Origin of the sequence: Streptococcus mitis SK1080 (assembly GCF_000220085.1) — a bacterium.
Lineage (GTDB): Bacteria > Bacillota > Bacilli > Lactobacillales > Streptococcaceae > Streptococcus > Streptococcus mitis_K.
In genome coordinates this window covers 101,732-123,136 of the sequence record NZ_AFQV01000006.1, presented here as the reverse complement: position 1 = coordinate 123,136, position 21,405 = coordinate 101,732, and the positions used below count along the sequence as shown (strand labels likewise).

General features: G+C 42.8%; 21 protein-coding genes and 1 pseudogene. 3 read left to right on the top strand and 19 right to left on the bottom strand.

All coding sequences use genetic code 11. From position 1 onward, the window contains the following. Positions 1-59: 59 nt before the first annotated feature. Positions 60-629, top strand: coding sequence for an MptD family putative ECF transporter S component (locus tag HMPREF9957_RS03930; protein WP_000748374.1), 570 nt, complete (start codon positions 60-62; stop codon positions 627-629). 195 nt (positions 630-824) lie between these two features. Here the strand turns inward: HMPREF9957_RS03930 and HMPREF9957_RS03925 are convergent. From HMPREF9957_RS03925 to HMPREF9957_RS03855, 14 genes and pseudogenes are all read right to left on the bottom strand, one after another. Further along, positions 825-1,049 (bottom strand): annotated as a pseudogene (locus HMPREF9957_RS03925) (hypothetical protein); the annotation flags it as partial. 16 nt (positions 1,050-1,065) lie between these two features. Further along, on the bottom strand, positions 1,066-2,310 hold the full coding sequence (locus HMPREF9957_RS03920) for an MFS transporter (RefSeq protein ID WP_000765361.1): 1,245 nt from the start codon (positions 2,308-2,310) through the stop codon (positions 1,066-1,068). Between the two features lie 184 nt (positions 2,311-2,494). Beyond that, positions 2,495-3,232, bottom strand: a complete 738-nt coding sequence (locus HMPREF9957_RS03915) for an Rgg family transcriptional regulator (RefSeq protein WP_255263209.1) — start codon at positions 3,230-3,232, stop codon at positions 2,495-2,497. Positions 3,233-3,494: 262 nt separating this feature from the next. Continuing rightward, a complete protein-coding gene (locus HMPREF9957_RS03910) occupies positions 3,495-4,187 on the bottom strand; it encodes a methionine ABC transporter permease (protein ID WP_000444647.1) in 693 nt (230 codons plus the stop codon). Between the two features lies 1 nt (position 4,188). Then, positions 4,189-5,250: a methionine ABC transporter ATP-binding protein gene (locus tag HMPREF9957_RS03905; RefSeq protein ID WP_000085663.1), complete on the bottom strand. Its 1,062-nt coding sequence runs from the start codon at positions 5,248-5,250 to the stop codon at positions 4,189-4,191. Continuing rightward, positions 5,243-6,616, bottom strand: a complete 1,374-nt coding sequence (locus HMPREF9957_RS03900; RefSeq protein WP_000231809.1) for a M20 family metallopeptidase — start codon at positions 6,614-6,616, stop codon at positions 5,243-5,245. The genes HMPREF9957_RS03905 and HMPREF9957_RS03900 overlap by 8 nt, the downstream gene beginning before the upstream one ends. Positions 6,617-6,715: 99 nt before the next feature. Further along, complete coding sequence (locus tag HMPREF9957_RS03895; RefSeq protein ID WP_000694521.1) at positions 6,716-7,570, bottom strand: MetQ/NlpA family ABC transporter substrate-binding protein; 855 nt, start codon at positions 7,568-7,570, stop codon at positions 6,716-6,718. Positions 7,571-7,723: 153 nt separating this feature from the next. Continuing rightward, a complete protein-coding gene (locus HMPREF9957_RS03890) occupies positions 7,724-8,554 on the bottom strand; it encodes an amino acid ABC transporter substrate-binding protein (protein WP_000724930.1) in 831 nt (276 codons plus the stop codon). A 256-nt stretch (positions 8,555-8,810) separates the two neighbouring features. Next, a complete protein-coding gene (locus tag HMPREF9957_RS03880) occupies positions 8,811-9,134 on the bottom strand; it encodes an AzlD domain-containing protein (RefSeq protein WP_000253921.1) in 324 nt (107 codons plus the stop codon). Continuing rightward, a complete protein-coding gene (locus tag HMPREF9957_RS03875; RefSeq protein WP_000659731.1) occupies positions 9,124-9,819 on the bottom strand; it encodes an AzlC family ABC transporter permease in 696 nt (231 codons plus the stop codon). The genes HMPREF9957_RS03880 and HMPREF9957_RS03875 overlap by 11 nt, the downstream gene beginning before the upstream one ends. 119 nt (positions 9,820-9,938) lie before the next feature. After that, complete coding sequence (gene tsaD / locus HMPREF9957_RS03870) at positions 9,939-10,949, bottom strand: tRNA (adenosine(37)-N6)-threonylcarbamoyltransferase complex transferase subunit TsaD (protein WP_000655050.1); 1,011 nt, start codon at positions 10,947-10,949, stop codon at positions 9,939-9,941. Continuing rightward, positions 10,939-11,376: a ribosomal protein S18-alanine N-acetyltransferase gene (gene rimI, locus HMPREF9957_RS03865; protein WP_000569839.1), complete on the bottom strand. Its 438-nt coding sequence runs from the start codon at positions 11,374-11,376 to the stop codon at positions 10,939-10,941. The genes tsaD and rimI overlap by 11 nt, the downstream gene beginning before the upstream one ends. Beyond that, positions 11,373-12,056 carry a tRNA (adenosine(37)-N6)-threonylcarbamoyltransferase complex dimerization subunit type 1 TsaB gene (gene tsaB, locus HMPREF9957_RS03860; RefSeq protein WP_000865674.1) on the bottom strand — a complete coding sequence of 228 codons (684 nt, stop codon included), beginning with the start codon at positions 12,054-12,056 and terminating at the stop codon, positions 11,373-11,375. Before tsaB ends, rimI begins: the two co-directional genes overlap by 4 nt. Before the next feature lie 104 nt (positions 12,057-12,160). Next, positions 12,161-12,376, bottom strand: a complete 216-nt coding sequence (locus HMPREF9957_RS03855; RefSeq protein ID WP_000282481.1) for a hypothetical protein — start codon at positions 12,374-12,376, stop codon at positions 12,161-12,163. Between the two features lie 278 nt (positions 12,377-12,654). Between HMPREF9957_RS03855 and HMPREF9957_RS03850 the strand changes: the two genes are divergently transcribed. Together HMPREF9957_RS03850 and rnjA are read left to right on the top strand one after the other, a co-directional pair. Continuing rightward, positions 12,655-12,888, top strand: a complete 234-nt coding sequence (locus HMPREF9957_RS03850; protein ID WP_000639571.1) for a DNA-dependent RNA polymerase subunit epsilon — start codon at positions 12,655-12,657, stop codon at positions 12,886-12,888. Position 12,889: 1 nt separating this feature from the next. Continuing rightward, positions 12,890-14,569: a ribonuclease J1 gene (gene rnjA, locus HMPREF9957_RS03845; protein ID WP_000331983.1), complete on the top strand. Its 1,680-nt coding sequence runs from the start codon at positions 12,890-12,892 to the stop codon at positions 14,567-14,569. A gap of 139 nt (positions 14,570-14,708) precedes the next feature. Here rnjA and mnmG read toward each other — a convergent pair whose 3' ends face one another. The 5 genes from mnmG to HMPREF9957_RS03820 all read right to left on the bottom strand — a co-directional run bounded on the left by mnmG (position 14,709) and on the right by HMPREF9957_RS03820 (position 21,391). After that, positions 14,709-16,622 carry a tRNA uridine-5-carboxymethylaminomethyl(34) synthesis enzyme MnmG gene (mnmG, locus tag HMPREF9957_RS03840; RefSeq protein WP_000639928.1) on the bottom strand — a complete coding sequence of 638 codons (1,914 nt, stop codon included), beginning with the start codon at positions 16,620-16,622 and terminating at the stop codon, positions 14,709-14,711. Positions 16,623-16,631: 9 nt separating this feature from the next. Continuing rightward, complete coding sequence (locus HMPREF9957_RS03835) at positions 16,632-17,087, bottom strand: NUDIX hydrolase (protein ID WP_000193616.1); 456 nt, start codon at positions 17,085-17,087, stop codon at positions 16,632-16,634. 140 nt (positions 17,088-17,227) lie between these two features. Further along, the gene (gene mnmA, locus HMPREF9957_RS03830) at positions 17,228-18,349 is read right to left on the bottom strand and encodes a tRNA 2-thiouridine(34) synthase MnmA (protein WP_001282945.1); all 1,122 of its coding nucleotides are present in this window, start codon (positions 18,347-18,349) and stop codon (positions 17,228-17,230) included. Positions 18,350-18,771: 422 nt separating this feature from the next. Next, positions 18,772-20,166, bottom strand: a complete 1,395-nt coding sequence (gene argH, locus HMPREF9957_RS03825; RefSeq protein ID WP_001107611.1) for an argininosuccinate lyase — start codon at positions 20,164-20,166, stop codon at positions 18,772-18,774. A 28-nt stretch (positions 20,167-20,194) separates the two neighbouring features. After that, positions 20,195-21,391, bottom strand: coding sequence for an argininosuccinate synthase (locus HMPREF9957_RS03820; protein WP_004242043.1), 1,197 nt, complete (start codon positions 21,389-21,391; stop codon positions 20,195-20,197). Between the last annotated feature and the right edge of the window lie 14 nt (positions 21,392-21,405).

The window sequence follows — 21,405 nt, the reverse complement described above, 5'->3', positions numbered from 1 at the left end:
ACAATCCCATCAAACCGTGGTACAATGAGAATTGTGAGAAAATTATCAGGAGACAATTCATGAAAAAATCTATCTTAACTACACTGCTCTTTGCAGTTCTTTACTTCCTCTGCATGGGGATTGGTGTCCTTTTGGGCAATATCTTTGACCAAACTGGAAACATGTTTTATGCGCCTGCCTTTACTGCCCTTGTCGGCGGTAGCGCCTATATGATTCTGGTCGCAAAAGTTCCGCGTTTTGGAGCCATTACCACTATCGGCCTTGTTATCGCTCTCTTTTTCTTGGGAACTAAACACGGTGCCGGTGCCTTTCTTCCTGGAATTATCTGTGGCCTGCTAGCAGATGGAGTAGCTAACCTCGGAAAATACAAGGACCAAACTAAGAATTTCCTTTCTTTCATACTCTTTGCCTTTAGCACATCAGGACCAATTCTACTCATGTGGATTACGCCCAAAGCCTATATGGCTACCCTTCTTGCAAGAGGAAAATCACAAGAATATATCGACCGTATCATGGTCGCACCAAACCCTGGAACCGTCCTTCTATTTATCACAAGCATTGTCATCGGAGCCCTAGTGGGTGCCTTGATTGGGCAAGCCTTGAGTAAAAAATTTGCACAGAAAATCTGATTACTAAAAAAGAGCCAGGCGGCTCTTTTTTATTTATGGCTCAAGACTTAGTCAAGAAGTCTCCCAAGAATTGATACTCTTCGAAAATCTCTTCAAACCACGTCAACGTCGCCTTGCCGTAGGTATATGTAACTGACTTCGTCAGTCTTATCTCCAACCTCGAAACAGTGTTTTGAGCAACCTGCGGCTAGTTTCCTACTTTGCTCTTTGATTTTCATTGAGTATGAATTTAAAGATAATCAAAATGATAATGATGGTTGCCAAGATAGTTTTATCGTGATTGTAGCGGTTAAATCCATAAGCGATGGCTACGTTACCAATACCGCCAGCTCCAACCGCTCCGGCCATAGCTGTTTCACCAACAAGGGAAATCAAGGTCACAGTCGTCACACGGATCAAATCTGGAAGACCTTCTAGTAAGCCTGATTTTCCTAGGTTAAAATTTTTGACCCGAAAAACTTCTTTTTTCTAGTGATAAAATCAACCCTATCACACTCACTACCAAAAACACACACCAACAAAGCCTGATATCTTGTAAAGCTAAGAAGGAAAATACAGACATCCCCAAGGGTAATGTTAGGGAAAAAATCATACTCAAGAGATTATTACTTCTAGCTAATACATCCGCGCTCAAATTAGACAATAACAGAGTATCTAATTTAGGCATTGATTTCGACATCAAATACATGACAAAGGCTAAGCAAACAACACCTACTAGAGGAGAAAAATCTAAAATATTAGCAGTAGCAAGCAAGACAAACAGACTTGCATTGAGCGATAGCAAACTTGAAAAAGACAATTTACCAAAATAATCATGGGGAGTTAAGCTACCAAGAATAGCTCCTCCCAAGCTAACACATTCGATTAAAAATAGGACCTGAGCATAGCTGAGATGATAGATAGTATGGTCCAATAAGTAAAAGTGATAAATACCTCCAACAGCTCCTCCTAAAGTATTCATTACCAAAATGACAAGAATCATTTTAAGCAATGATTGACTTTCTCTCTGTCTAAAAATATCATCCATGTCCGCATAGATTGCCTTAACTTGTTGAAGTAAACTAATCGACTTATCCTCTACACTTACAGACAAATGCGTCAATTCTCTTCTATTTTTGAACAAAATGAGAGAAGATAGTAAAAAGAAGCCAGCATTCACAATTGCAACAAAAGAAAAATTTTGGTGGCTTGTTGTGAGTAACCACACTCCTAAGGCTTGACCTCCTAGATTTGATAAATAGGAAACAAACTGAGTAAAGGAATAAGCTTCATAGAGCCTATCTTCCGAAATATTATGCTGGATAATCGGCATACGAAGGCCTGCTGTATAATCTGATAAAATATCCGAACAGATATTAACCATACAGATAACAGCAAACGTTACGAAGTTCTGGTCATGAATCACACTAGCAATCAAAAGAAATAGTAGACTTTGCACACAACCAACCCAGATAATTGTCCCTGCTTTATTCCGAGTATGATCAGCCTTAATCCCAACATAAAAAGTAAATAGGAAAGGTAAAATCGTAATCATATTCGCCATAAATACAGCTATATTTTTAAAGGGTAGACTCGCAGCATAAACGATAAATACCAGATTATAAATATAAGCTCCACTTGAACTCAAAAATCTTGATAAGGTCAGTATTCTAAATAAATGATGTCTTAAGAATAGTTTCATAACAGGCCTTTCTCACATTTCAAAGAGTATTCTATTGAATTCAGTCTAACAAAAAAAGCGGGGCTCCCCACTTTTTTGTAATATATTTTTTCTGAAAATAGAAACTCTAGCGCCTAGAAACTGCTAATTATCAATCCATCTACAAGGCTATTTATTTTTCATCAGTCGATGTAACGAGAATATATTACAAATCTTTATTTGAAAGCTGATTTGCAAAATAGTTTTCATAGTATCTTGCACCATCTACATACTCTAAATCTTGTAAGATTGTAATGCCTCTCTGGATTTTTTCAAGACCCTTATTTTCTACTTTAAAAATAGTATCATAATACCCTTTAGCAATCATATAAATGATTTTAAGATAAGCTTCAGATTCTGGTAAATCGCGGTTTTCAATCTGAAAGATAAAATAATCTGCTTTTAATTTATCCTTTTCCTCTATCGCTTTAAAGAGTCCATTAATCAAAATGGTGTCAATACCAACTTTGTTACTAGGTAAAGAGCCTAATAAATCCGTCTTTTGTAACATCTCCCTAGAATATTTAAAATAGAGGGGCAGAGGAAACAAAGTAGAAATCGTTGAAAATAGTTCCAATTCATAATTTCCCCAGATGTCAATAGTAAAAAAATAGTCATAGAGAAAAGTCAGTTCTTCATCCGTTGCCCTTATTTTTGAATCAAAAAACACAAGAAGGCTTTTGATACGAATCATTTGTAAAAGATAGCTTGTTTCACCACTTGATCTATACTTTTGAGTCGTCTCTTCATACAAGGAGTGTAGAGAATCAATCCCTTCTCTGTCATATAAATCCCAAAGATTTTCTTGAAAAGCCAAAACCTTTTTCTTAGAAAAACCACGTACCAAGTACATAAATTCATTCAAATCAGAGTGTATGTTATCTAAGGCAGTAATCAATTTCATAGAGGATAAATCTGCTTCTCCACGCTCAAATTTGCTCAGCATGGAATAAGTAAACTCTCCTCCCGTCGCCTCCTGTAGAGATACATTTCGACTCTTTCTCAATTCTTTAAAAACTTCTCCCAGATTTTGCATATTGACTCCCCACAATTCTTAACTCTCTTACTCATAAAAGTAACGGTTGATAGCAGTCAGTACAGAAAATTTTAAGTCTTGACTATAACGACAACTCCTATGAATGATGTACAGATTGCCTAGCTCTTTTTTATTTATGGCTCAATTTCTTAGTCAAGAAATCTCCCAAGAATTGGATTGCAAAGATAATCAAAATGATAATGATGGTTGCCAAGATAGTCACATCGTGATTGTAGCGGTTAAATCCATAAGCGATGGCTACGTTACCAATACCACCAGCTCCAACCGCACCGGCCATAGCTGTTTCCCCAACAAGGGAAATCAAGGTCACAGTCGTCACACGAATCAAATCTGGAAGACCTTCTGATAGGTAAACACCTACGATATCCCAGAAGGTCGCTCCGCTCGCTTGAGCCGCCTCAATGACACCGCCATCCAATTCAGCCAAGACAACCTGCACCTGACGGGCAAAGAAGGCAAAGACTGCAAAAGATAGGGGTACGATAGCTGCATTTGGACCAATGCTTGTTCCTACGATTAGATGAGAGAAGGGTGACAAGACTGCCAAGAGAATAATAAAGGGAACCGCACGGAAAATAGAGGTGATTTTATCCAAAATCCAGAAAACAACTTTATTTTCCAAAACACCACCCGGCGCTGTCAAGACAAGGAAAAGGCCTGCCACTAGCCCCAAGAAACCTCCGATGATAAAGGACAGAACTGTCATATAAAGAGTTAGGTAGATGGCTGTTCCCCAGCCTGCTTGACCAGCCCAGCCCATCTTATAGACATTTGGTAAATAGGTTTGAATCAATGATTCCATCTTACTGTCCTCCCTTCAATACTTTTAGTTGTACACCTGCTTGACGAATGGCTTCTTGGGCACCTGCTAGCGCTGCTTTTTCACCTGACAAGACTACAACCAATTCTCCAACAGGAGTGCCATCGAGGATTTCGATATTTCCATAGAGGATATTAGCTGTTACTTGGTAACGCTTGTACAATTCATTCAAAAGTGGCTCGTCTGTTGAAGCACCTGCGTACTTGAGCTGCACCAAAATGCTGTTTTCAGACAAGTGTTCCACGATTTCTTGCTTCTCGATTTTGACCATGGCTTCGTCAATACCAGTGGCTGTTGAGATAAAGTCTTGAGTCAAAGGTTGTTTAGGGTCTGAGAAGATTTCAAGGACGCTGCCCTCTTCAATCAAATGCCCATCCTGCATAACTGCCACACGATTGGCAATATCTTTGACAATCTGCATTTCATGCGTAATCAAGACAACAGTTAAGCCTAATTTTTGGTTCAAATCTTGCAACAAGGCCAAAATTTGCTTGGTTGTCTTAGGGTCAAGGGCAGAAGTTGACTCGTCTGAAATCAAGATTTTTGGATCATTTGCCAAGGCACGCGCAATGGCTACACGCTGTTTTTGCCCTCCAGATAGTTGTGAAGGGTAGTTTTCAGCACGATCCGCCAAGCCAACCAAGTCCAACAACTTAGCTACTTTAGCCTTCTTTTCTTCCTTGCTGAGTCCAGAGTGTTTGAGGGCAAAGGCTACATTCTCCTCTGCTGTCTTTTGGCTCATCAGATTGAAATGTTGGAAAATCATTCCGATATCCTGACGTTTACGACGTAACTGCTCGGCTGTCAAGGTCACCTTGCCATCGAAAATCACATCGTCGTCAATGGTAATTTTCCCTGCAGATGGTTTTTGCAAGAGGTTAATTACCCGTACAAGGGTTGATTTCCCTGCTCCAGAATATCCAACGATTCCGTAGATATCCCCTTCTTGGATATGAATGGTCACATCCTTGACCGCTGTGATGGTTCTCTTCTTTTGATGAAAAGTCACATCGATCTGATCTAACTTGATAATATCTCTACTCATAGCTTCTAATCAGCTCCTCTACTAATTCAATATGGGTATAATAATCGGCGATTCGCACGTTTTCATCTCCACCGTGGTCTCGGCTGTTGGCATTTCCTAGACCGAAGGCCACCATTGGCACCTCTAGGGCATCAAAGACCGTATGCATAGGCCCTGTCCCCGCTGTCGTCGGCAAGACTGAAACGCCCTGTGGATAGAATTTCTTGGCCAACTCGATTACATTGAGAATGGCTGGCGCGCTCATATCGCTTCGATAGCTCATCTCTCCCAAGGTATAGTATAATTCTACCCTATCAAAGCCATTTTTGTCTAGCTGTTTCCGAATTTTTTCCAGAACATCATGCGGTTCTAAGCCCGGAACCAGACGAACCTCTAGCTTGGCACTGGCTTCTGCAGGCAAAATAGTCTTAACACCCTGACCTTGATAACCTGACTGGATCCCTTCGATATTAAGGGCTGGCTCAAAAAAGAAACGTTTTAGAAAGGCTGCGCGGTCCTCTTGTAAAAGAGGCAATTCCAAACCATAAATCTGGCTGATTTCCCCTGGATTTCGTTGAGCGTAAGTGTCCACCAAGGCCAATTCTCGTTCATTTGGCTCCTGCACTTCTTCGTACAAGCCTTCAACCAAGATACGGCCATCTGCAGCGCGAAGAGACTGTAAGGCTTGGAGGAGATACCAAGGAGCTGATTCCACAACCCCACCATAACTCGAGTGGATATCCACATCAGCGCTTTTTACCTTGGCATCAAAGGTTACAATCCCCTTATTTCCACCAGAAATTTCCAGCTGTTCCAAGGCATTTTTGGTTCCTTGTTCCCAGACCAACAAATCTGCACCACGGAGTTTATCAGCGTGCTTTTCCAGATACTTGTCTAGGTCTGTCGAAGCCGATTCCTCCGCACCCTCCATGATAAAACTGATATTGACAGGCAGGTCATCATGGTGTTGCATGTATTTTCTCAAAGCACTCAAACGAGCTGTGATATGTCCCTTGTCGTCGTCAACCCCACGCCCATACATGAAACCATTGCGCACCGAAAGAGTAAAAGGATCCTCTGTCCACACCTGATCCCCATCAGCTGGCACAGTGTCATAGTGGTTATAGAAAATCAGGGTCTTGGCATCTGGACGCGAACTCTTGAAGTGCGCCATGACAAAGGGCGCTGTATAAGTCTCATCAATCTCCACTTCAGCCCCAACACGCTTGAAAATCTCACCCAGATAGTTTGCTACTTCCTTAAGTCCAACCTGCTGGGCAAAGACCGACTTCTTAGAAATCAAGGTACGCAAAACCTCAAAATAATGCTGGGCTACATGATCCTTTTCAAATTTTTCGATTTGTTCTTGTTCGCTAGGAAAAACCATATTCTCTCTACCTTTCTATGAACCTATAGTCTTCTTTACAATCCATGCTCTATACAAAAGCAAGAGGTGGAATTTTCTCTCCCACCTCCCTATTTCTTATTACCAAACTGGTTGATCCAAACCGTCTGATGTTTCTTCGATAACTTTTTTTACTTCATCTGTATGGTAAGCTGCAACAACTTTCTTGATAGCATCAGCTTTTGGTGATGTTTCCCAATCTTTTTTCGCAACGATGATGTTGTACCATTGTTTTGAATTTTCATCAGCTTGTTCTTTGAAAAGTGCTTTTTTGTAGTCCAATTTTGCTTCTGTAACGAAGGTATTGTTTACAACGGCAGCGTCAACTGATGACAATGAACGAGCTGTTTGGCTAGCGTCCAATTCAGTGATTTTCAAGTTCTTTGGATTCTCTTTGATGTTAGCAACTGTTGCAAGGGCAGTTCCAGAAACATCCAATTTAATCAAGCCAGCTGATTGAAGCAAGTAAAGCGCACGGCTTTCGTTTGTAGCGTCATTCGGTACAGCGATTTCTCCGTTTGCTGGGATGTCTTCTACTTTAGTGTACTTGTTGTCACTTCCATTCAAACCTGAGTAAAGGCGGATTGGAGAGATGTAAGTATCAGCAATCGCTACAAGGTCTTTTCCGTTTTCTTTGTTCCAGTTGTTCAAGAAGTTGTAGTGTTGGAAAGCGTTCAAGTCTACTTCGCCATCAGCAGTTGCCTTGTTTGGTTGTGAGTAGTCTGTGAACTCTGTAAATTCCAAAGTGATTCCGTCTTTTTTAACCAATTCTTGAACTTTATCCCAACGAGCTTCTTCAGAACCGCTACGGTTGACAGTTGCAATTTTGATAGTTGTTGCATTGTCTGCTTTCTTTTCTGAGTTTCCGCAAGCTGCAAGAGCCAAACCTGCGACTGTAGCAAGGGCTGCTACGCCTAACCATTTTTTGATTTTCATGATTCTTTCTCCTTAAAAATAATACCGTACTAGTATCTCATACTTTCTTCAATTGCACAAATTGTTATTAGATAATCAGATATATAGTTTAAAACTATATCCCTAAAAACTGAGAAATCACCCATCTTACTCAGAATGGATGACTTCAAGAAATTATTTAATATCAGCTTCTGCCGGTAGGTAAGTGTCTCCGAAGAATTGTTTAGACAATTTTTCAAGCGTTCCATCTTTGTAGAGTTCTTTAATGCGTTTGTCTACAAATGATTTCAACTCATCTTGACCTTGAGCAAGAAGTGGGTAAACGTACGGTTGTTGGTCGCTTGGAAGTTCGATAACTTTCAAGTTGTCCAAACCTTGGTTCTTGATCACTGTTTCAACACCAATTTTATCAAAAATCTTATAGTCAAATTGGCCATCGCTCAAACGTACCATGATTTGTTGGAAGTCTGCCTTAGTATAGTTAAGGATAGTTGGATTGTCCGGGTGTTCAGCGTTGTATGCTTCTAACTGCTTAGCTGATGTAGTGGCTTGAACGACTTCCGTCGATTTTCCACCAATATCAGCGAGAGACTTGATACTAGAGTCATCTTTCTTCACTACAAGGACATTAGGGTTTTGGGCAATTGGTGCGGCATAGAGGTATTTCTCCGCACGTTCTTTAGTGTAGCTAAGATTGTTGACAGCCATATTGTAACGGTCAGCGTCAAGACCAGCAAATACACCTGACCATTCTGTCTTTTCAAACTTGACATCATATTTGTCAGAATCTTTAAAGATAGCGCGAACGACTTCAATCTCGTAACCAGTCAATTCGCCATTTTCTTCATAAATAAATGGTTTTGGCGAGCCATTGGTTGCAACGATGATTTCTTTCTTGCTAGCTGCTTCTCCTTCTTTCTTAGCACCACCTGAGCAAGCCGCAAGCACACCTGCAGCAACAAGCGCAAGGGCCGCAAGAGATGAGTATTTAACGATTTTTTTCATGTCATTTCCTCCAAAATAGAATACCTTATAATCTTAACAGAAAAAGAGCATTTACGCCATTATATGATATCTATATCTGTGATAGGTTTTCTTTATGGCTAATTTATACTCAATGAAAATCAAAGAGCAAACTAGAAAGCTAGCCGCAGGTTGCTCAAAACACTGTTTTGAGGTTGGAGATAAGACTGACGAAGTCAGTTACATATACCTACGGTAAGGCGACGCTGACGTGGTTTGAAGAGATTTTCGGAGAGTATTAAAAGACCAAACGCAAGACTGCAATTAAGACCACTCCGAAGAGAACTGTTCCGACTAGATTGCGGTAACGAAAGGCTACCCAAGCAGTTGGAAAGACTGCTAAGAAGTCCAGCCATTTGATTTGAGGAAGGTTCCCAACCTTACCTGTCACTACACTTGAAAGAATCAAGGCAAAGATAATAGAAACGGGCAAGAATTTCAAAAAACGCTCAACGATTGCAGGCAAACCCTTATACTTGACCAAGATGAAGGGAATTATACGGGGAATCCAGGTCACAAGACCAGAGAAAATAACTGCTAACAAAAGATACTTACTGACCATCTAAAACCACCCCCATTGTACAACCTAGCAAGGTCGCAAACAGAACAGCTAGCGACTGAGACACCACTGTCAAGAGTAAAAAGAAGGATACCGCAACAACTGCTAGGATAATGAGCAGATTGCGGACAGGAATCCGTCTTTGCATAATCTGGAATTGCGAAGCAAAAATCCCAATGAACATCCCAACCAAGGCAAAATCTAAACCAAAGATTTCTGGATTTGGTAGCAGACCACCTAGAGCCGTTCCGACAACTGTCCCCACAAACCAAGCCATATAGCTGTTGAGATTGTTCCCATGCATCCACATAGGATTGACCTTGTCTGTATGAGCCAATTCGCCCATCAAAACACCATAAGTCTCATCCGTCAAGATACTAGACATACCGATATTGTGCCAGAGACTGGTATGACGGAAATAGGTCGACGCATGCAAACTCAACAAAAAGAGACGCAAATTAATCAAAAAGACCGTCATAGCAATAGCTGCCACAGGAGCTTGAACCGCAATCAGTGCCAACATGGCAAACTGGGCACTCCCAGCATAAACAAAGAGGCTCATCAAGGCCATCTCTACAGGTGTCACATAGGGCGCACCAATAATCCCACAGGCCAGGCCGATACTGACATAACCAAGGGCCGTTGGCATGGCTGCCTGCGCCCCCTCCCAAAATCCTTTTTCTTTCATCTTTCTCCTCGTATTGTCTTAATAAGTGGGCTGAAAAGGCTCCAGCCACAGCATGGACTATTATAACACATTCAGGAAAGAGAAAAAAGTCTGTTGATTGTAATCAGACAGACTCCATTTTATTCCATAGTATCAAAAGCAAGACTTGGTTTGGCATTGAGATTCAAGCTTGCAAAATTTTCTTTGTTCCACTCGCTGACGCTAGCATAGGCAATCATACCTGCATTGTCTCCGCAGAGGCGCAGGGGTGGAATGATAACCTTGACATCTGTGATTTCAGTTGCTAAGCGTTCTCTGAGACCTTTATTGGCTGCCACACCACCTGCCACAACCAGGGTTTTAACAGGGTATTTCTCCAAAGCCTTCTTAGTTTTTGCCATGAGAATATCCATAACTGCTGCTTGGAAGGACGCACACAAGTCCTCTGTTGACAAGCTCTCTCCCTTTTGCTCGGCATTGTGGTGAAGGTTGATAAAGGCAGATTTCAAACCTGAAAATGAAAACTCCAGATTATCTTCCTTAATCATGGCACGAGGGAAATCATAAATATCCTGTCCCTGATGAGCTAGCTCGTCAATCTCACGACCAGCAGGATAGGTCAAGCCCATGACACGGCCGACCTTATCATAAGCCTCGCCAACCGCGTCATCTCGCGTTTCCCCAACAATCTTGTAGTCACCAGCCTCCGAAACATAAACCAACTCTGTGTGTCCACCGCTAACCAAGAGGGCTAGCAAGGGAAACTCCAAAGGCTCCACACTCTGAGCGGCCATGAGGTGGCCAGCCATGTGGTTAACGGGAATCAGCGGAAGTCCATGTGCCCAAGCAAAGGCCTTAGCAGCTGACAAGCCAACTAGCAAGGCTCCGACCAAGCCCGGTCCATAGGTAACCGCCACAGCTGTCACGTCCTCTTCCGTAATCCCTGCTTCTGCCAGTGCCTCCTCGATACAGGCTGTAATGACCTCGACATGGTGACGACTGGCTACTTCCGGCACTACGCCGCCAAAACGTTTGTGACTCTCAATTTGACTAGCAATGACATTGGACAAGAGCTCATCATCATTTTTCAAGACGGCAACACTAGTCTCATCACAGGATGTCTCAAATGCTAAAATATATCTATCCTTCATCTATTTCTCTCTTCATGATGATGGCGTCCTCTACTGGGTCATGGTAGTAGGCCTTTCGCTCAGCGATGACAGCCATCTTTTCTTTCTTGTAAAATGCTTGCGCTCGATGATTTGAACTTCTGACTTCGAGGAAAATCTCCTTATCTGTCGGCAATTGAACAAACAAGGCTGATGCAATTCCCTGACCCTGATAGGCTCCTTTAACAGCGATTTGCAAGACTTCTGCCTCAAATATATTTTCCTGCACAGCTAGAAATCCAATCACTTCTGCCCCATCATAAGCCAGAGCATACCAAGTCTGGTCTTGAGCCAGGTCTGCTTGGATTTGCTCAAGTGTCCAAGGACTGACTGGGTAAACAGCTGCCATGACAGCGTAGATGTCTTGAGCCAAGTCAGGCTGCTGTTGGATTCGTTTAATTTCTATCATAGGCGTTTAATGTAAGACTCTCCAGACTCGGTATGGTTCTTGAGCCAGTTTTCCTCAGCCTCGACTCGTTTGAGGTAATTCGGCACAAAATCATGCAAGGAGTCTGCTTCCTTGTCCCAGGCCCATAGAGCTAGATTAGCTGCATTAGGCAAGGTTTCTTTGTAATTAGTCCTTGGCAAGTGTTCTTGAATTTGCTCCACAAAGGGGGCAACTTCTCCGACAAAGGTTACCTGACTAGCCCCCTTGATTAACTCAATCACTCGCTCAAAGGGCAGGTGTGCTTCTGGCATGACAGGTTTAGCATTTTCATAAAATCCTGCGTAAACATTGTTGCGACGCGCATCCATCAAAGGAACGAATAAGCCTTCTTGTTGGTAGGGCACCAGAGCCAAGAGGCTAGACATACCAACTAACTCGATGTTCAGAGTGTGAGCTAAGGTTTTGGCAGTTGCTACCGCAATTCGCAAACCTGTGTAGCTACCTGGCCCTTCCGCCACCACGATTCGATCCAAATCCTTGGGCGTCCAGTCCAAACTCTCCATCAAAAAATCGATGGCTGGCATGAGGGTAATACTGTGATTTTTCTTGATATTAATCGTCGTCTCGGCAAGAATCTGCTTGTCCTCTAAAATAGCGAGAGAAAGAGCCTTGCTGGACGTATCAAAAGCTAATACTTTCATAACACATTCCTATCTTTTTGTCTGCTTACTATTATACTACAAAAGCTGGCACATGGGAATTTTCTTTATCCCCAAACAAAAATGCCCCAGCATGAGCAGGGCATCTAAGCATTTAATCCAAAGTAAAATACAAACCAAACGACATAGGTTACGAGGAGGAGAAAAAGCGAGTAGAGAGTCACAAAGGTAATTTTCCACAAGAACTTGGTTTGTCGTTGTTCCAGTTTGGCAAATAGAAGATTCCCTCCATAAACGCAAGCAACAAAAACGATAAAAGCTACCAAGCGAGCTCCGATAGCAAAAGCAAATAAGTTATACATAGGGCAACCTCCTTGACTTAAAAACTATATGGAATTAGGACAAGCAATAAATTTCACTTCCGTTATCAATATAACACATTTTTGTTTTTTTGCAAGCGTTTACTCGACGAATCGCCCCATGACTTTCTCGTTTCCGTCTTTTACTAATTTTTCATTTTGTGGTATAATTGAAATAATTGTAACGAATCAAGGTCAATCTAGACACAAAATGGAATGAAATCAAGCAAATCTATGCTAAAAGTTTGGAATAAGCTGACCTGTAAATAGAAAGGAACTATATGATTTACAAAGTTTTTTATCAAGAAACAAAAGAACGTAGCCCACGCCGTGAAACAACACGCGCACTATACCTAGACATCGATGCTAACTCAGAACTTGAGGGCCGTATCGCTGCTCGCCAACTTGTCGAAGAAAATCGCCCAGAGTACAATATCGAGTATATCGAGCTCTTGTCTGACAAATTGCTAGATTACGAAAAAGAAACTGGCGCCTTCGAAATTACGGAGTTCTAATATGGCCTACACTCTTAAACCTGAAGAAGTCGGCGTTTTTGCCATCGGTGGTCTGGGAGAAATCGGGAAAAACACATACGGGATTGAATACCAAGACGAGATTATTATCGTCGATGCTGGGATTAAATTCCCAGAAGATGATTTGCTGGGTATCGACTACGTCATTCCTGACTACTCTTACATCGTGGACAATATCGACCGCGTCAAGGCTGTTTTGATTACCCACGGACACGAGGACCACATCGGTGGGATTCCTTTCCTGCTCAAGCAAGCAAATGTCCCTATCTATGCTGGACCACTTGCCTTGGCTTTGATCCGTGGGAAACTCGAAGAACACGGCCTCTTGCGCAACGCCAAACTTTACGAAATCAACCACAACACTGAGTTGACCTTTAAAAATCTCAAGGCAACTTTCTTTAGAACCACTCACTCTATTCCAGAGCCTTTGGGAATTGTCATTCATACTCCTCAAGGGAAAATCGTCTGTACGGGTGACTTCAAGTTCGACTTTACTCCAGTTGGAGAACCTGCGGACTTGCATCGTATGGCTGCCCTTGGCGAAGAAGGCGTGCTCTGTCTCCTGTCTGACTCAACAAATGCAGAAGTGCCAACCTTTACCAACTCTGAAAAAGTCGTTGGCCAGTCCATCATGAAGATTATCCAAGGCATTGAAGGACGTATCATCTTTGCATCCTTTGCCTCAAATATCTTCCGTCTCCAGCAAGCAACAGAAGCTGCTGTTAAGACTGGACGTAAGATCGCTGTCTTTGGTCGTTCGATGGAAAAGGCCATTGTCAACGGAATCGATCTTGGCTACATCAAAGCTCCTAAGGGAACCTTTATCGAGCCAAATGAAATCAAAGACTACCCTGCAGGCGAGGTTCTCATCCTCTGCACAGGTAGTCAGGGTGAGCCGATGGCTGCCCTCTCTCGTATCGCCAACGGAACCCACCGTCAGGTACAACTCCAACCAGGCGATACGGTTATCTTCTCTTCAAGTCCAATCCCTGGAAACACGACTAGCGTCAACAAGCTAATCAACATCATTTCTGAAGCTGGTGTCGAAGTTATCCACGGTAAGGTTAACAATATCCATACCTCTGGACACGGTGGCCAGCAAGAGCAAAAACTTATGCTCCGCTTGATTAAGCCAAAATACTTCATGCCTGTTCACGGTGAATACCGCATGCAAAAAGTCCACGCTGGACTAGCGGTGGATACTGGTGTTGAAAAGGACAATATCTTTATCATGAGTAATGGTGATGTGCTTGCCCTTACTGCTGATTCTGCTCGTATCGCAGGCCATTTCAACGCCCAAGATATCTATGTCGATGGAAATCGTATCGGTGAAATCGGTGCTGCTGTCCTCAAAGATCGTCGTGATCTATCGGAAGACGGTGTCGTTCTGGCAGTTGCAACTGTTGACTTCAAGTCTCAGATGATTCTGTCTGGTCCAGATATCCTCAGCCGAGGCTTTGTCTACATGAGAGAGTCTGGAGACTTGATTCGCCAAAGCCAGCGCATCCTCTTCAATGCCATTCGTATCGCACTGAAAAACAAGGATGCCAGCGTGCAATCTGTCAATGGTGCCATTGTCAACGCTATTCGCCCCTTCCTCTATGAAAATACAGAACGTGAACCGATTATCATCCCTATGATCCTCACACCAGATGAAGAATAAAGCAAGAAAACAGCCCCGAAGACGGAGCTGTTTTTCTCTATGCTTTCTTTTGAGATTGAAACTCAATAAAAATCGAAATCAGACTAGAAGGCTAGGCGAAAGCATAACTTGAGTTAGGTGAGCCGAAGCCGACGACGTATTATTTTGATTTTTGAAGAGTTTTAGAAATACTACGATTTTTACCTTCCAGATACACCATCAAAATAGAAATATCTGCCGGGTTTACTCCCGAAATACGGCTGGCTTGTCCGATGGTTTCTGGATTGATGAGTTTGAACTTCTGACGGGCTTCTGTCGCGATAGAGTCAATGTCATCCCAGTCAATATTAGCTGGAATACGTTTTTCTTCCATACGTTTCATCTTGGCAACCTGGTCCATGGCTTTGGAAATATAGCCTTCGTACTTGATTTCTGTTTCAATCAATTCGATAATCTTATCATCCAAGTCCTCGGCAGCTGGTCCGATGAAGGCCACCACATCTTGATAAGAAACTTCTGGACGGCGAAGGAATTCCTTAGCTGTCACTGCATCGGTCAACGGCTTGAAGCCCATCTCCTCAACCTTGGCATTGGTTTCCTTGACTGGCTTGAGTTTGATGCTGTCTAGGCGCTTCATCTCATTATCAAATTGATTTTTCTTGATTTCAAAACGAGCCCAGCGTTCATCATCCACAAGTCCAATCTCACGCCCCATCTCTGTCAAACGCATATCGGCATTGTCATGTCGGAGAATGAGGCGGTATTCAGCACGACTGGTCAAGAGACGGTAAGGTTCAATGGTTCCCTTGGTCACCAAGTCATCAATCATGACCCCGATATAACCATCACTGCGCTTCAAAATCAACTCAGGTTTATCTTGGATTTTCAGAGCCGCGTTGATACCAGCGATAATCCCTTGGCCTGCTGCCTCTTCGTAACCTGACGTTCCATTTGTCTGACCAGCAGTGAAAAGTCCTGAGATTTTCTTGGTTTCCAAAGTCGCACGCAACTGGTGAGGCAAGACCATGTCATACTCAATGGCATAACCTGTCCGCATCATCTCTGCATTTTCCAAACCTTTGATGGAATGAACCAAGTCACGCTGGACATCCTCAGGCAGACTGGTTGAAAGTCCTTGAACATAGACTTCCTCAGTATTGCGCCCTTCTGGCTCAAGGAAAAGTTGGTGACGTTCCTTGTCCGCAAAGCGCACAATCTTGTCTTCAATAGATGGACAGTAACGAGGCCCCACTCCCTTGACCACACCTGTAAACATAGGCGCACGGTGGAGGTTGTTTTGGATAATCTCATGACTGGTACCATTGGTGTAGGTCAACCAGCATGGCACTTGGTCCTTGACATAATCCTCATCTCGTGAAGTGTATGAGAAATGATTAGGCGCTTCGTCTCCTGGCTGAATCTCTGTCACGTCATAATTGATAGAAGAAGCCTTGACACGTGGAGGGGTTCCCGTCTTGAAACGACCGATTTCGAGGCCCAGTTCCTTGAGATTGTCAGCAAGGTTAATAGAAGCCAAGCTGTGGTTAGGACCTGATGAGTACTTGAGGTCTCCGATGATAATTTCCCCACGGAGGGCTGTTCCTGTCGTCACGATAACAGCCTTAGCAGCATACTCTTGATGGGTCGCTGTACGAACACCGACAACCTTGCCATCTTCCACCAAAATCTCATCAATCATGGTCTGACGAAGGGTCAGATTTTCTTGATTTTCAACTGTCTTGCGCATTTCCTTAGAGTAAAGTTCCTTGTCAGCCTGCGCACGAAGGGCACGGACAGCTGGCCCCTTCCCTGTGTTGAGCATCTTCATCTGGATGTAAGTCTTGTCAATAGTCTTGGCCATCTCGCCACCGAGGGCATCAACTTCACGCACAACGATCCCCTTGGCAGAACCACCGATAGAGGGGTTACAAGGCATGAAAGCCAACATTTCAATGTTGATGGTCGCAAGTAAGACCTTACAACCCATACGACTAGCAGCTAGGGATGCTTCTACCCCAGCGTGTCCCGCACCAATTACAATAATATCGTATTCTTCTGTAAAGTTATAAATCATATTTCTCTCCTATTTCTCAAGATGAATGTGTCTTAGTTGGCCGTCCCAATCTGGCAGGGCTGTTTTTAAAAAGGCTGGAACTAACTGGATATTCTGGAGCTTATCCAAGTCAATCCACTCACAGGGCTGCCTTTTCTCATCTTCCTGCATGGTCAATGGGGCATCTTCAAGCAAATCCACCAGATAATGAAACTCGATATTGTGATAATAAACACCGTCCTGTTCAAAGCGATTTTCAACAACAAAAGCTAGTTGCCCAGCTTGAGCTTTGACACCCAGTTCTTCCCTCACTTCACGAACTACAGCGTCCTCCGTTCTTTCATTGACTTGAATCGCACCACCAATAGTGTAATACTTACCCTTGTCTTTGGTAACTAGAAGCTTGCGATTTTGGAGAATCAAGGCTGTCGCCCGAACACCAAAAACCGTATTGTCTACTTTTGTCCGAAAGTCTTGTTGAGTCATTTTTGTCCTTTCTCTTAAACGACACAAAAACAGTCAAAACTCCAAAGAAGTGCAGGACAAAAAAGCCTGCAACATCCATGAGCTTTGACCATCATTTCTATTGCTGTTATTATTGTAGCAAATTGAGAAAATTTGTCAATCTAAATGTACTGACAAACTTGTCCATCTCGATAAGCATTGTCAATCAAGCCACCACCTAGACACTCTTCGCCATCATAAAAGACAACTGCCTGCCCTGGTGTGATGGCGCGTTGCGGTTCCGCAAAGATGACTTCTGCCTTTTCTCCTTTGACATGCACTGTCACCTTAGAATCAGGCTGACGGTAGCGGAATTTAGCCGTACATTCGAGCGTAAATTCCTCTGGCATGTCACGGGTAAAGTGGACTTGACTGGCCTCTAGGCTGGTTGACATGAGCGAATCATGGTAGAATCCTTGTCCGACATAGAGGATATTCTTGCTTAGGTCTTTTCCAACAACGAACCAAGGAGCATTGTCACCGCCGTGTTGTCCGCCGATACCAAGTCCGCCACGCTGACCAATCGTATAGTACATAAGCCCTGCATGCTCGCCCATATCGCGACCATCTACAGTCATCATGCGACCAGGTTGAGCTGGCAGGTAGTTGCTGAGAAAGTTTTTAAAGTTCTTTTCTCCGATAAAACAAATCCCTGTCGAGTCTTTCTTCTTGGCAGTCGCAAGGCCTGCTTCTTCTGCGAGTCTGCGAACTTCAGGCTTTTCTAAATGTCCCAGTGGGAACATGGTTTTTTGAAGTTGTTCTTGCGAAAGCTGGCTGAGGAAATAGGTTTGGTCCTTGCCATTGTCCACGCCACGAAGCATGTGAACGATGCCATCCTCATCACGCGCCACTCGGGCATAATGCCCAGTCGCAACATAATCTGCACCCAAAGTCATGGCATAGTCCAAAAAGGCCTTGAATTTGATTTCCTTGTTGCACATAACATCTGGATTTGGCGTGCGTCCTGCACGGTATTCCGCTAGGAAATACTCAAAAACGCGGTCCCAGTACTCTTTTTCAAAATTGACAGAGTAGTAGGGAATGCCAATCTGGTCTGCTACCGCAGCCACATCCTTATAATCTTCGGTCGCCGTACAGACGCCGTTTTCATCTGTGTCATCCCAGTTCTTCATGAAGATACCAATCACATCGTAGCCCTGCTCCTTGAGAAGAAGAGCCGTCACCGACGAATCAACACCACCACTCATCCCCACAACAACACGTGTTTTAGAGTTATCACTCATGGTAAGTCTCCCATCTATTCGTTTATTTATACCCCTCAAAATTCTATTTACTATGACTTTCAATAGAATTTATTTGAGTACAGTCATTTCGTTTGCTTTTAGTAGTAAAATGGTCTGGAGACCATTTTAGCCTATCATCTTAAAATGGAAATATGATAGGCAACGAGTCGCAGGCATAACTTGAGTTCGCTCAATTAGTCTGGGAGACTGATTGAGGTTATAAATCAGACAAGCTCAGCTTGCATCTCATTTCGAGTTAACGACGTAATAAAAGATAAACGAAATGACTAGTTCACGATTGAAGGTCGTGTGTGCTTTAACGATTGAAGGTCGCTTGAGCAGTATTCATTATAACATGCTTGGTTGGAGAAGACAAGAAAGAGGCTGTCAATCGACCAACCTCTTATTCTAAACCTATCAATCTAGCACTTTTTAGCTTCATTCGCTTTCTTAGCAACTGCAATCTGGTATTTCACTTGGTCAAACCCTGTACCCCCCAAGGAATTTCGTCTTTGAACAGCAGTTTTAGATTGTAAGTAGACATAAATATCCTCGGCAATGAGGGAATGATAGGTTTGTAATTCCTCCAAAGTCCAATCTTGAATATTTTTAGCAGACTTGATAGAGTCTAACACTAATCTTCCCACAACCTCATGAGCTTCTCTAAATGGCAAGCCTTTCCCTGCCAAATAATCTGCCAACTCAGTCGCATTTGAAAAGTCCTTCTCTGTCGACTCTTGCATTTTTTCCTTGTTTACCTGCAAACTAGATAACATACCTGCCAACACATCAAGGGAATTTAAAATCGTTTCGACCGTATCAAACATCCCTTCCTTATCCTCTTGCAAATCCTTATTATAAGCTAAAGGCAAGGACTTCATGACTGTCAACAGTCCAAACAAATGTCCATAAACTCTACCAGTCTTTCCTCGAATCAACTCAGCCATATCTGGATTTTTCTTTTGGGGCATAATAGAGGAACCTGTTGTAAACGTATCTGACAAGGTAATGAATTGGTACTCAAAACTACACCAATTGATCATTTCTTCGCAAAAACGGCTCATATGCATCATGAGTATGCTGGCATTGGACAAAAATTCTAAGATAAAATCGCGGTCACTAACAGCATCCAAAGAATTTGTATAAGGTTGCTTAAACTCCAGCAAATCGCTAGACAATTGGCGATCAATGGGGAAAGTCGTCCCTGCCAAAGCTGCTGCACCTAGAGGGCATAAGTCTGTATGCTTCTGGTTAAATTCAAAGCGTTCACTGTCTCTTTGAAACATATTGTAGTAAGCCATCAGGTGGTGGGCAAAACTAATAGGCTGGGCATGTTGCAGATGGGTATAGCCCGGCATGATCGTCTCCACATGATTTTCCGCCAAGTCTAATAAAACACCCTTGAGATGAGCTAGTTTATCTAGGACATGATCTAGTTGCTCCTTGAGATACAAGTGCATATCTGTCGCAACTTGGTCATTTCGAGAACGAGCTGTATGTAACTTCCCTGCAAGGGGACCAATTTTTTCTGTCAGCAACACTTCCATATTCATATGAATATCTTCGTTTGCAATATCAAAATCAAGTTGTCCTTCCTCTAGCTCTTCTAAGAGCTCTTTCAAGCCTGCTTGGATCTTTTCTGACTCCTCCAAACTCAAAATGCCCGTCTGACCCAACATCTGAACGTGGGCTAAAGAACCAATCACATCAAATTTAGCTAATTTCTGGTCAAAAGATATACTCGCACCAAAGCGCTCTACCCAGTCTTCGACAGTACCTTCAAAGCGTCCACCCCATAATTTTGTATTCTTAGCCATATCACATCCACCTCTCTAGTCAATCGTCCTATTTGGCGCTTTTTTGAACCTCAGAATGAACCTTGGTTGGAAGTCCCCATAACTTAATAAAGCCAACAGCTGCATCTTGGTCAAAGGTATCTGCACTGGTATACGTCGCCAAATTTTCATCGTAAAGTGAATTTGGTGATTTCCGAGCCACGACCTGAGCGCTTCCCTTATAGAGTTTGACTTTTGCAGTCCCATTGACAACTTTTTGAGTCTCTTTAATATAAGCAATCAAGGCTTGCGTAGCCGGACTAAACCACAAAGCATTATAAATGAGATTTGATAATTCATTTTCTATGATTGGTTTAAAATGAGCCACTTCTCTCACAAGCGTCAAGTCCTCAATTTCCTTATGAGCTGTCAGCAAGGTCACTGCACCTGGACACTCATAGATTTCTCTTGATTTAATCCCAACCAAGCGATTTTCCACGTGGTCAATCCGTCCGACCCCATGTTTTCCAGCTATTTCATTGAGTTTTTGAATCAAATCCGCCAATTTTAACCCTTCTCCATTGAGGGAAACTGGAACACCTTCACTAAACTCAATCTCAATGTATTCTGGCGTATCTGGAGCTTGCTCTGGAGAAGTTGTGATGCCAAAGGCTTCTTCTGGAGCCTGATTCCATGGATTTTCCAAAATACCACACTCATTGGCACGTCCCCAAAGATTTTGGTCGACAGAGTAGGGATTGTCAAGGTCAGCAGGAACAGGTACCCCATTTTCCTTGGCATAATGAATTTCTTCCTCCCGAGACCATTTCCATTCACGAACTGGCGCAATCACTTTTAAATTGGGATCCAAGGCTGCAATGGATACTTCAAAACGTACTTGGTCATTCCCCTTACCGGTACAACCATGAGCAATTGTAGTCGCTCCTGTCTGATGCGCTATTTCAACCAATTTTTTAGAAATCAGAGGGCGACTCAAGGCAGATACCAAGGGATACTTTTGTTCATAATAGGCATGTGACTGAAGAGCCACTAGCACATAATCTGTAGCAAATTCGTCCTTAACATCAATGACATAAGATTCGACTGCCCCAACCTTGAGAGCCTTATCATGGATGAAATCCAAATCTTTCCCCTCACCCACATCCATACAAACTGCAACAACATCATAGTCTTTCTTTAACCAGGTAATAGCAACTGATGTATCTAAACCGCCAGAATAGGCCAAAATTACTTTTTCTTTACTCATGTTCTTTTCCTTCT

Excerpts from the sequence above, each read along its gene's own strand:
- HMPREF9957_RS03930 (WP_000748374.1), top strand. The coding sequence starts at position 60 with ATGAAAAAATCTATCTTAACTACACTGCTCTTTGCAGTTCTTTACTTC.
- HMPREF9957_RS03920 (WP_000765361.1), bottom strand. The coding sequence starts at position 2,310 with ATGAAACTATTCTTAAGACATCATTTATTTAGAATACTGACCTTATCA.
- HMPREF9957_RS03915 (WP_255263209.1), bottom strand. The coding sequence starts at position 3,232 with ATGAAATTGATTACTGCCTTAGATAACATACACTCTGATTTGAATGAA.
- HMPREF9957_RS03910 (WP_000444647.1), bottom strand. The coding sequence starts at position 4,187 with ATGGAATCATTGATTCAAACCTATTTACCAAATGTCTATAAGATGGGC.
- HMPREF9957_RS03905 (WP_000085663.1), bottom strand. The coding sequence starts at position 5,250 with ATGAGTAGAGATATTATCAAGTTAGATCAGATCGATGTGACTTTTCAT.
- HMPREF9957_RS03900 (WP_000231809.1), bottom strand. The coding sequence starts at position 6,616 with ATGGTTTTTCCTAGCGAACAAGAACAAATCGAAAAATTTGAAAAGGAT.
- HMPREF9957_RS03895 (WP_000694521.1), bottom strand. The coding sequence starts at position 7,570 with ATGAAAATCAAAAAATGGTTAGGCGTAGCAGCCCTTGCTACAGTCGCA.
- HMPREF9957_RS03890 (WP_000724930.1), bottom strand. The coding sequence starts at position 8,554 with ATGAAAAAAATCGTTAAATACTCATCTCTTGCGGCCCTTGCGCTTGTT.
- HMPREF9957_RS03880 (WP_000253921.1), bottom strand. The coding sequence starts at position 9,134 with ATGGTCAGTAAGTATCTTTTGTTAGCAGTTATTTTCTCTGGTCTTGTG.
- HMPREF9957_RS03875 (WP_000659731.1), bottom strand. The coding sequence starts at position 9,819 with ATGAAAGAAAAAGGATTTTGGGAGGGGGCGCAGGCAGCCATGCCAACG.
- tsaD (WP_000655050.1), bottom strand. The coding sequence starts at position 10,949 with ATGAAGGATAGATATATTTTAGCATTTGAGACATCCTGTGATGAGACT.
- rimI (WP_000569839.1), bottom strand. The coding sequence starts at position 11,376 with ATGATAGAAATTAAACGAATCCAACAGCAGCCTGACTTGGCTCAAGAC.
- tsaB (WP_000865674.1), bottom strand. The coding sequence starts at position 12,056 with ATGAAAGTATTAGCTTTTGATACGTCCAGCAAGGCTCTTTCTCTCGCT.
- HMPREF9957_RS03855 (WP_000282481.1), bottom strand. The coding sequence starts at position 12,376 with ATGTATAACTTATTTGCTTTTGCTATCGGAGCTCGCTTGGTAGCTTTT.
- HMPREF9957_RS03850 (WP_000639571.1), top strand. The coding sequence starts at position 12,655 with ATGATTTACAAAGTTTTTTATCAAGAAACAAAAGAACGTAGCCCACGC.
- rnjA (WP_000331983.1), top strand. The coding sequence starts at position 12,890 with ATGGCCTACACTCTTAAACCTGAAGAAGTCGGCGTTTTTGCCATCGGT.
- mnmG (WP_000639928.1), bottom strand. The coding sequence starts at position 16,622 with ATGATTTATAACTTTACAGAAGAATACGATATTATTGTAATTGGTGCG.
- HMPREF9957_RS03835 (WP_000193616.1), bottom strand. The coding sequence starts at position 17,087 with ATGACTCAACAAGACTTTCGGACAAAAGTAGACAATACGGTTTTTGGT.
- mnmA (WP_001282945.1), bottom strand. The coding sequence starts at position 18,349 with ATGAGTGATAACTCTAAAACACGTGTTGTTGTGGGGATGAGTGGTGGT.
- argH (WP_001107611.1), bottom strand. The coding sequence starts at position 20,166 with ATGGCTAAGAATACAAAATTATGGGGTGGACGCTTTGAAGGTACTGTC.
- HMPREF9957_RS03820 (WP_004242043.1), bottom strand. The coding sequence starts at position 21,391 with ATGAGTAAAGAAAAAGTAATTTTGGCCTATTCTGGCGGTTTAGATACA.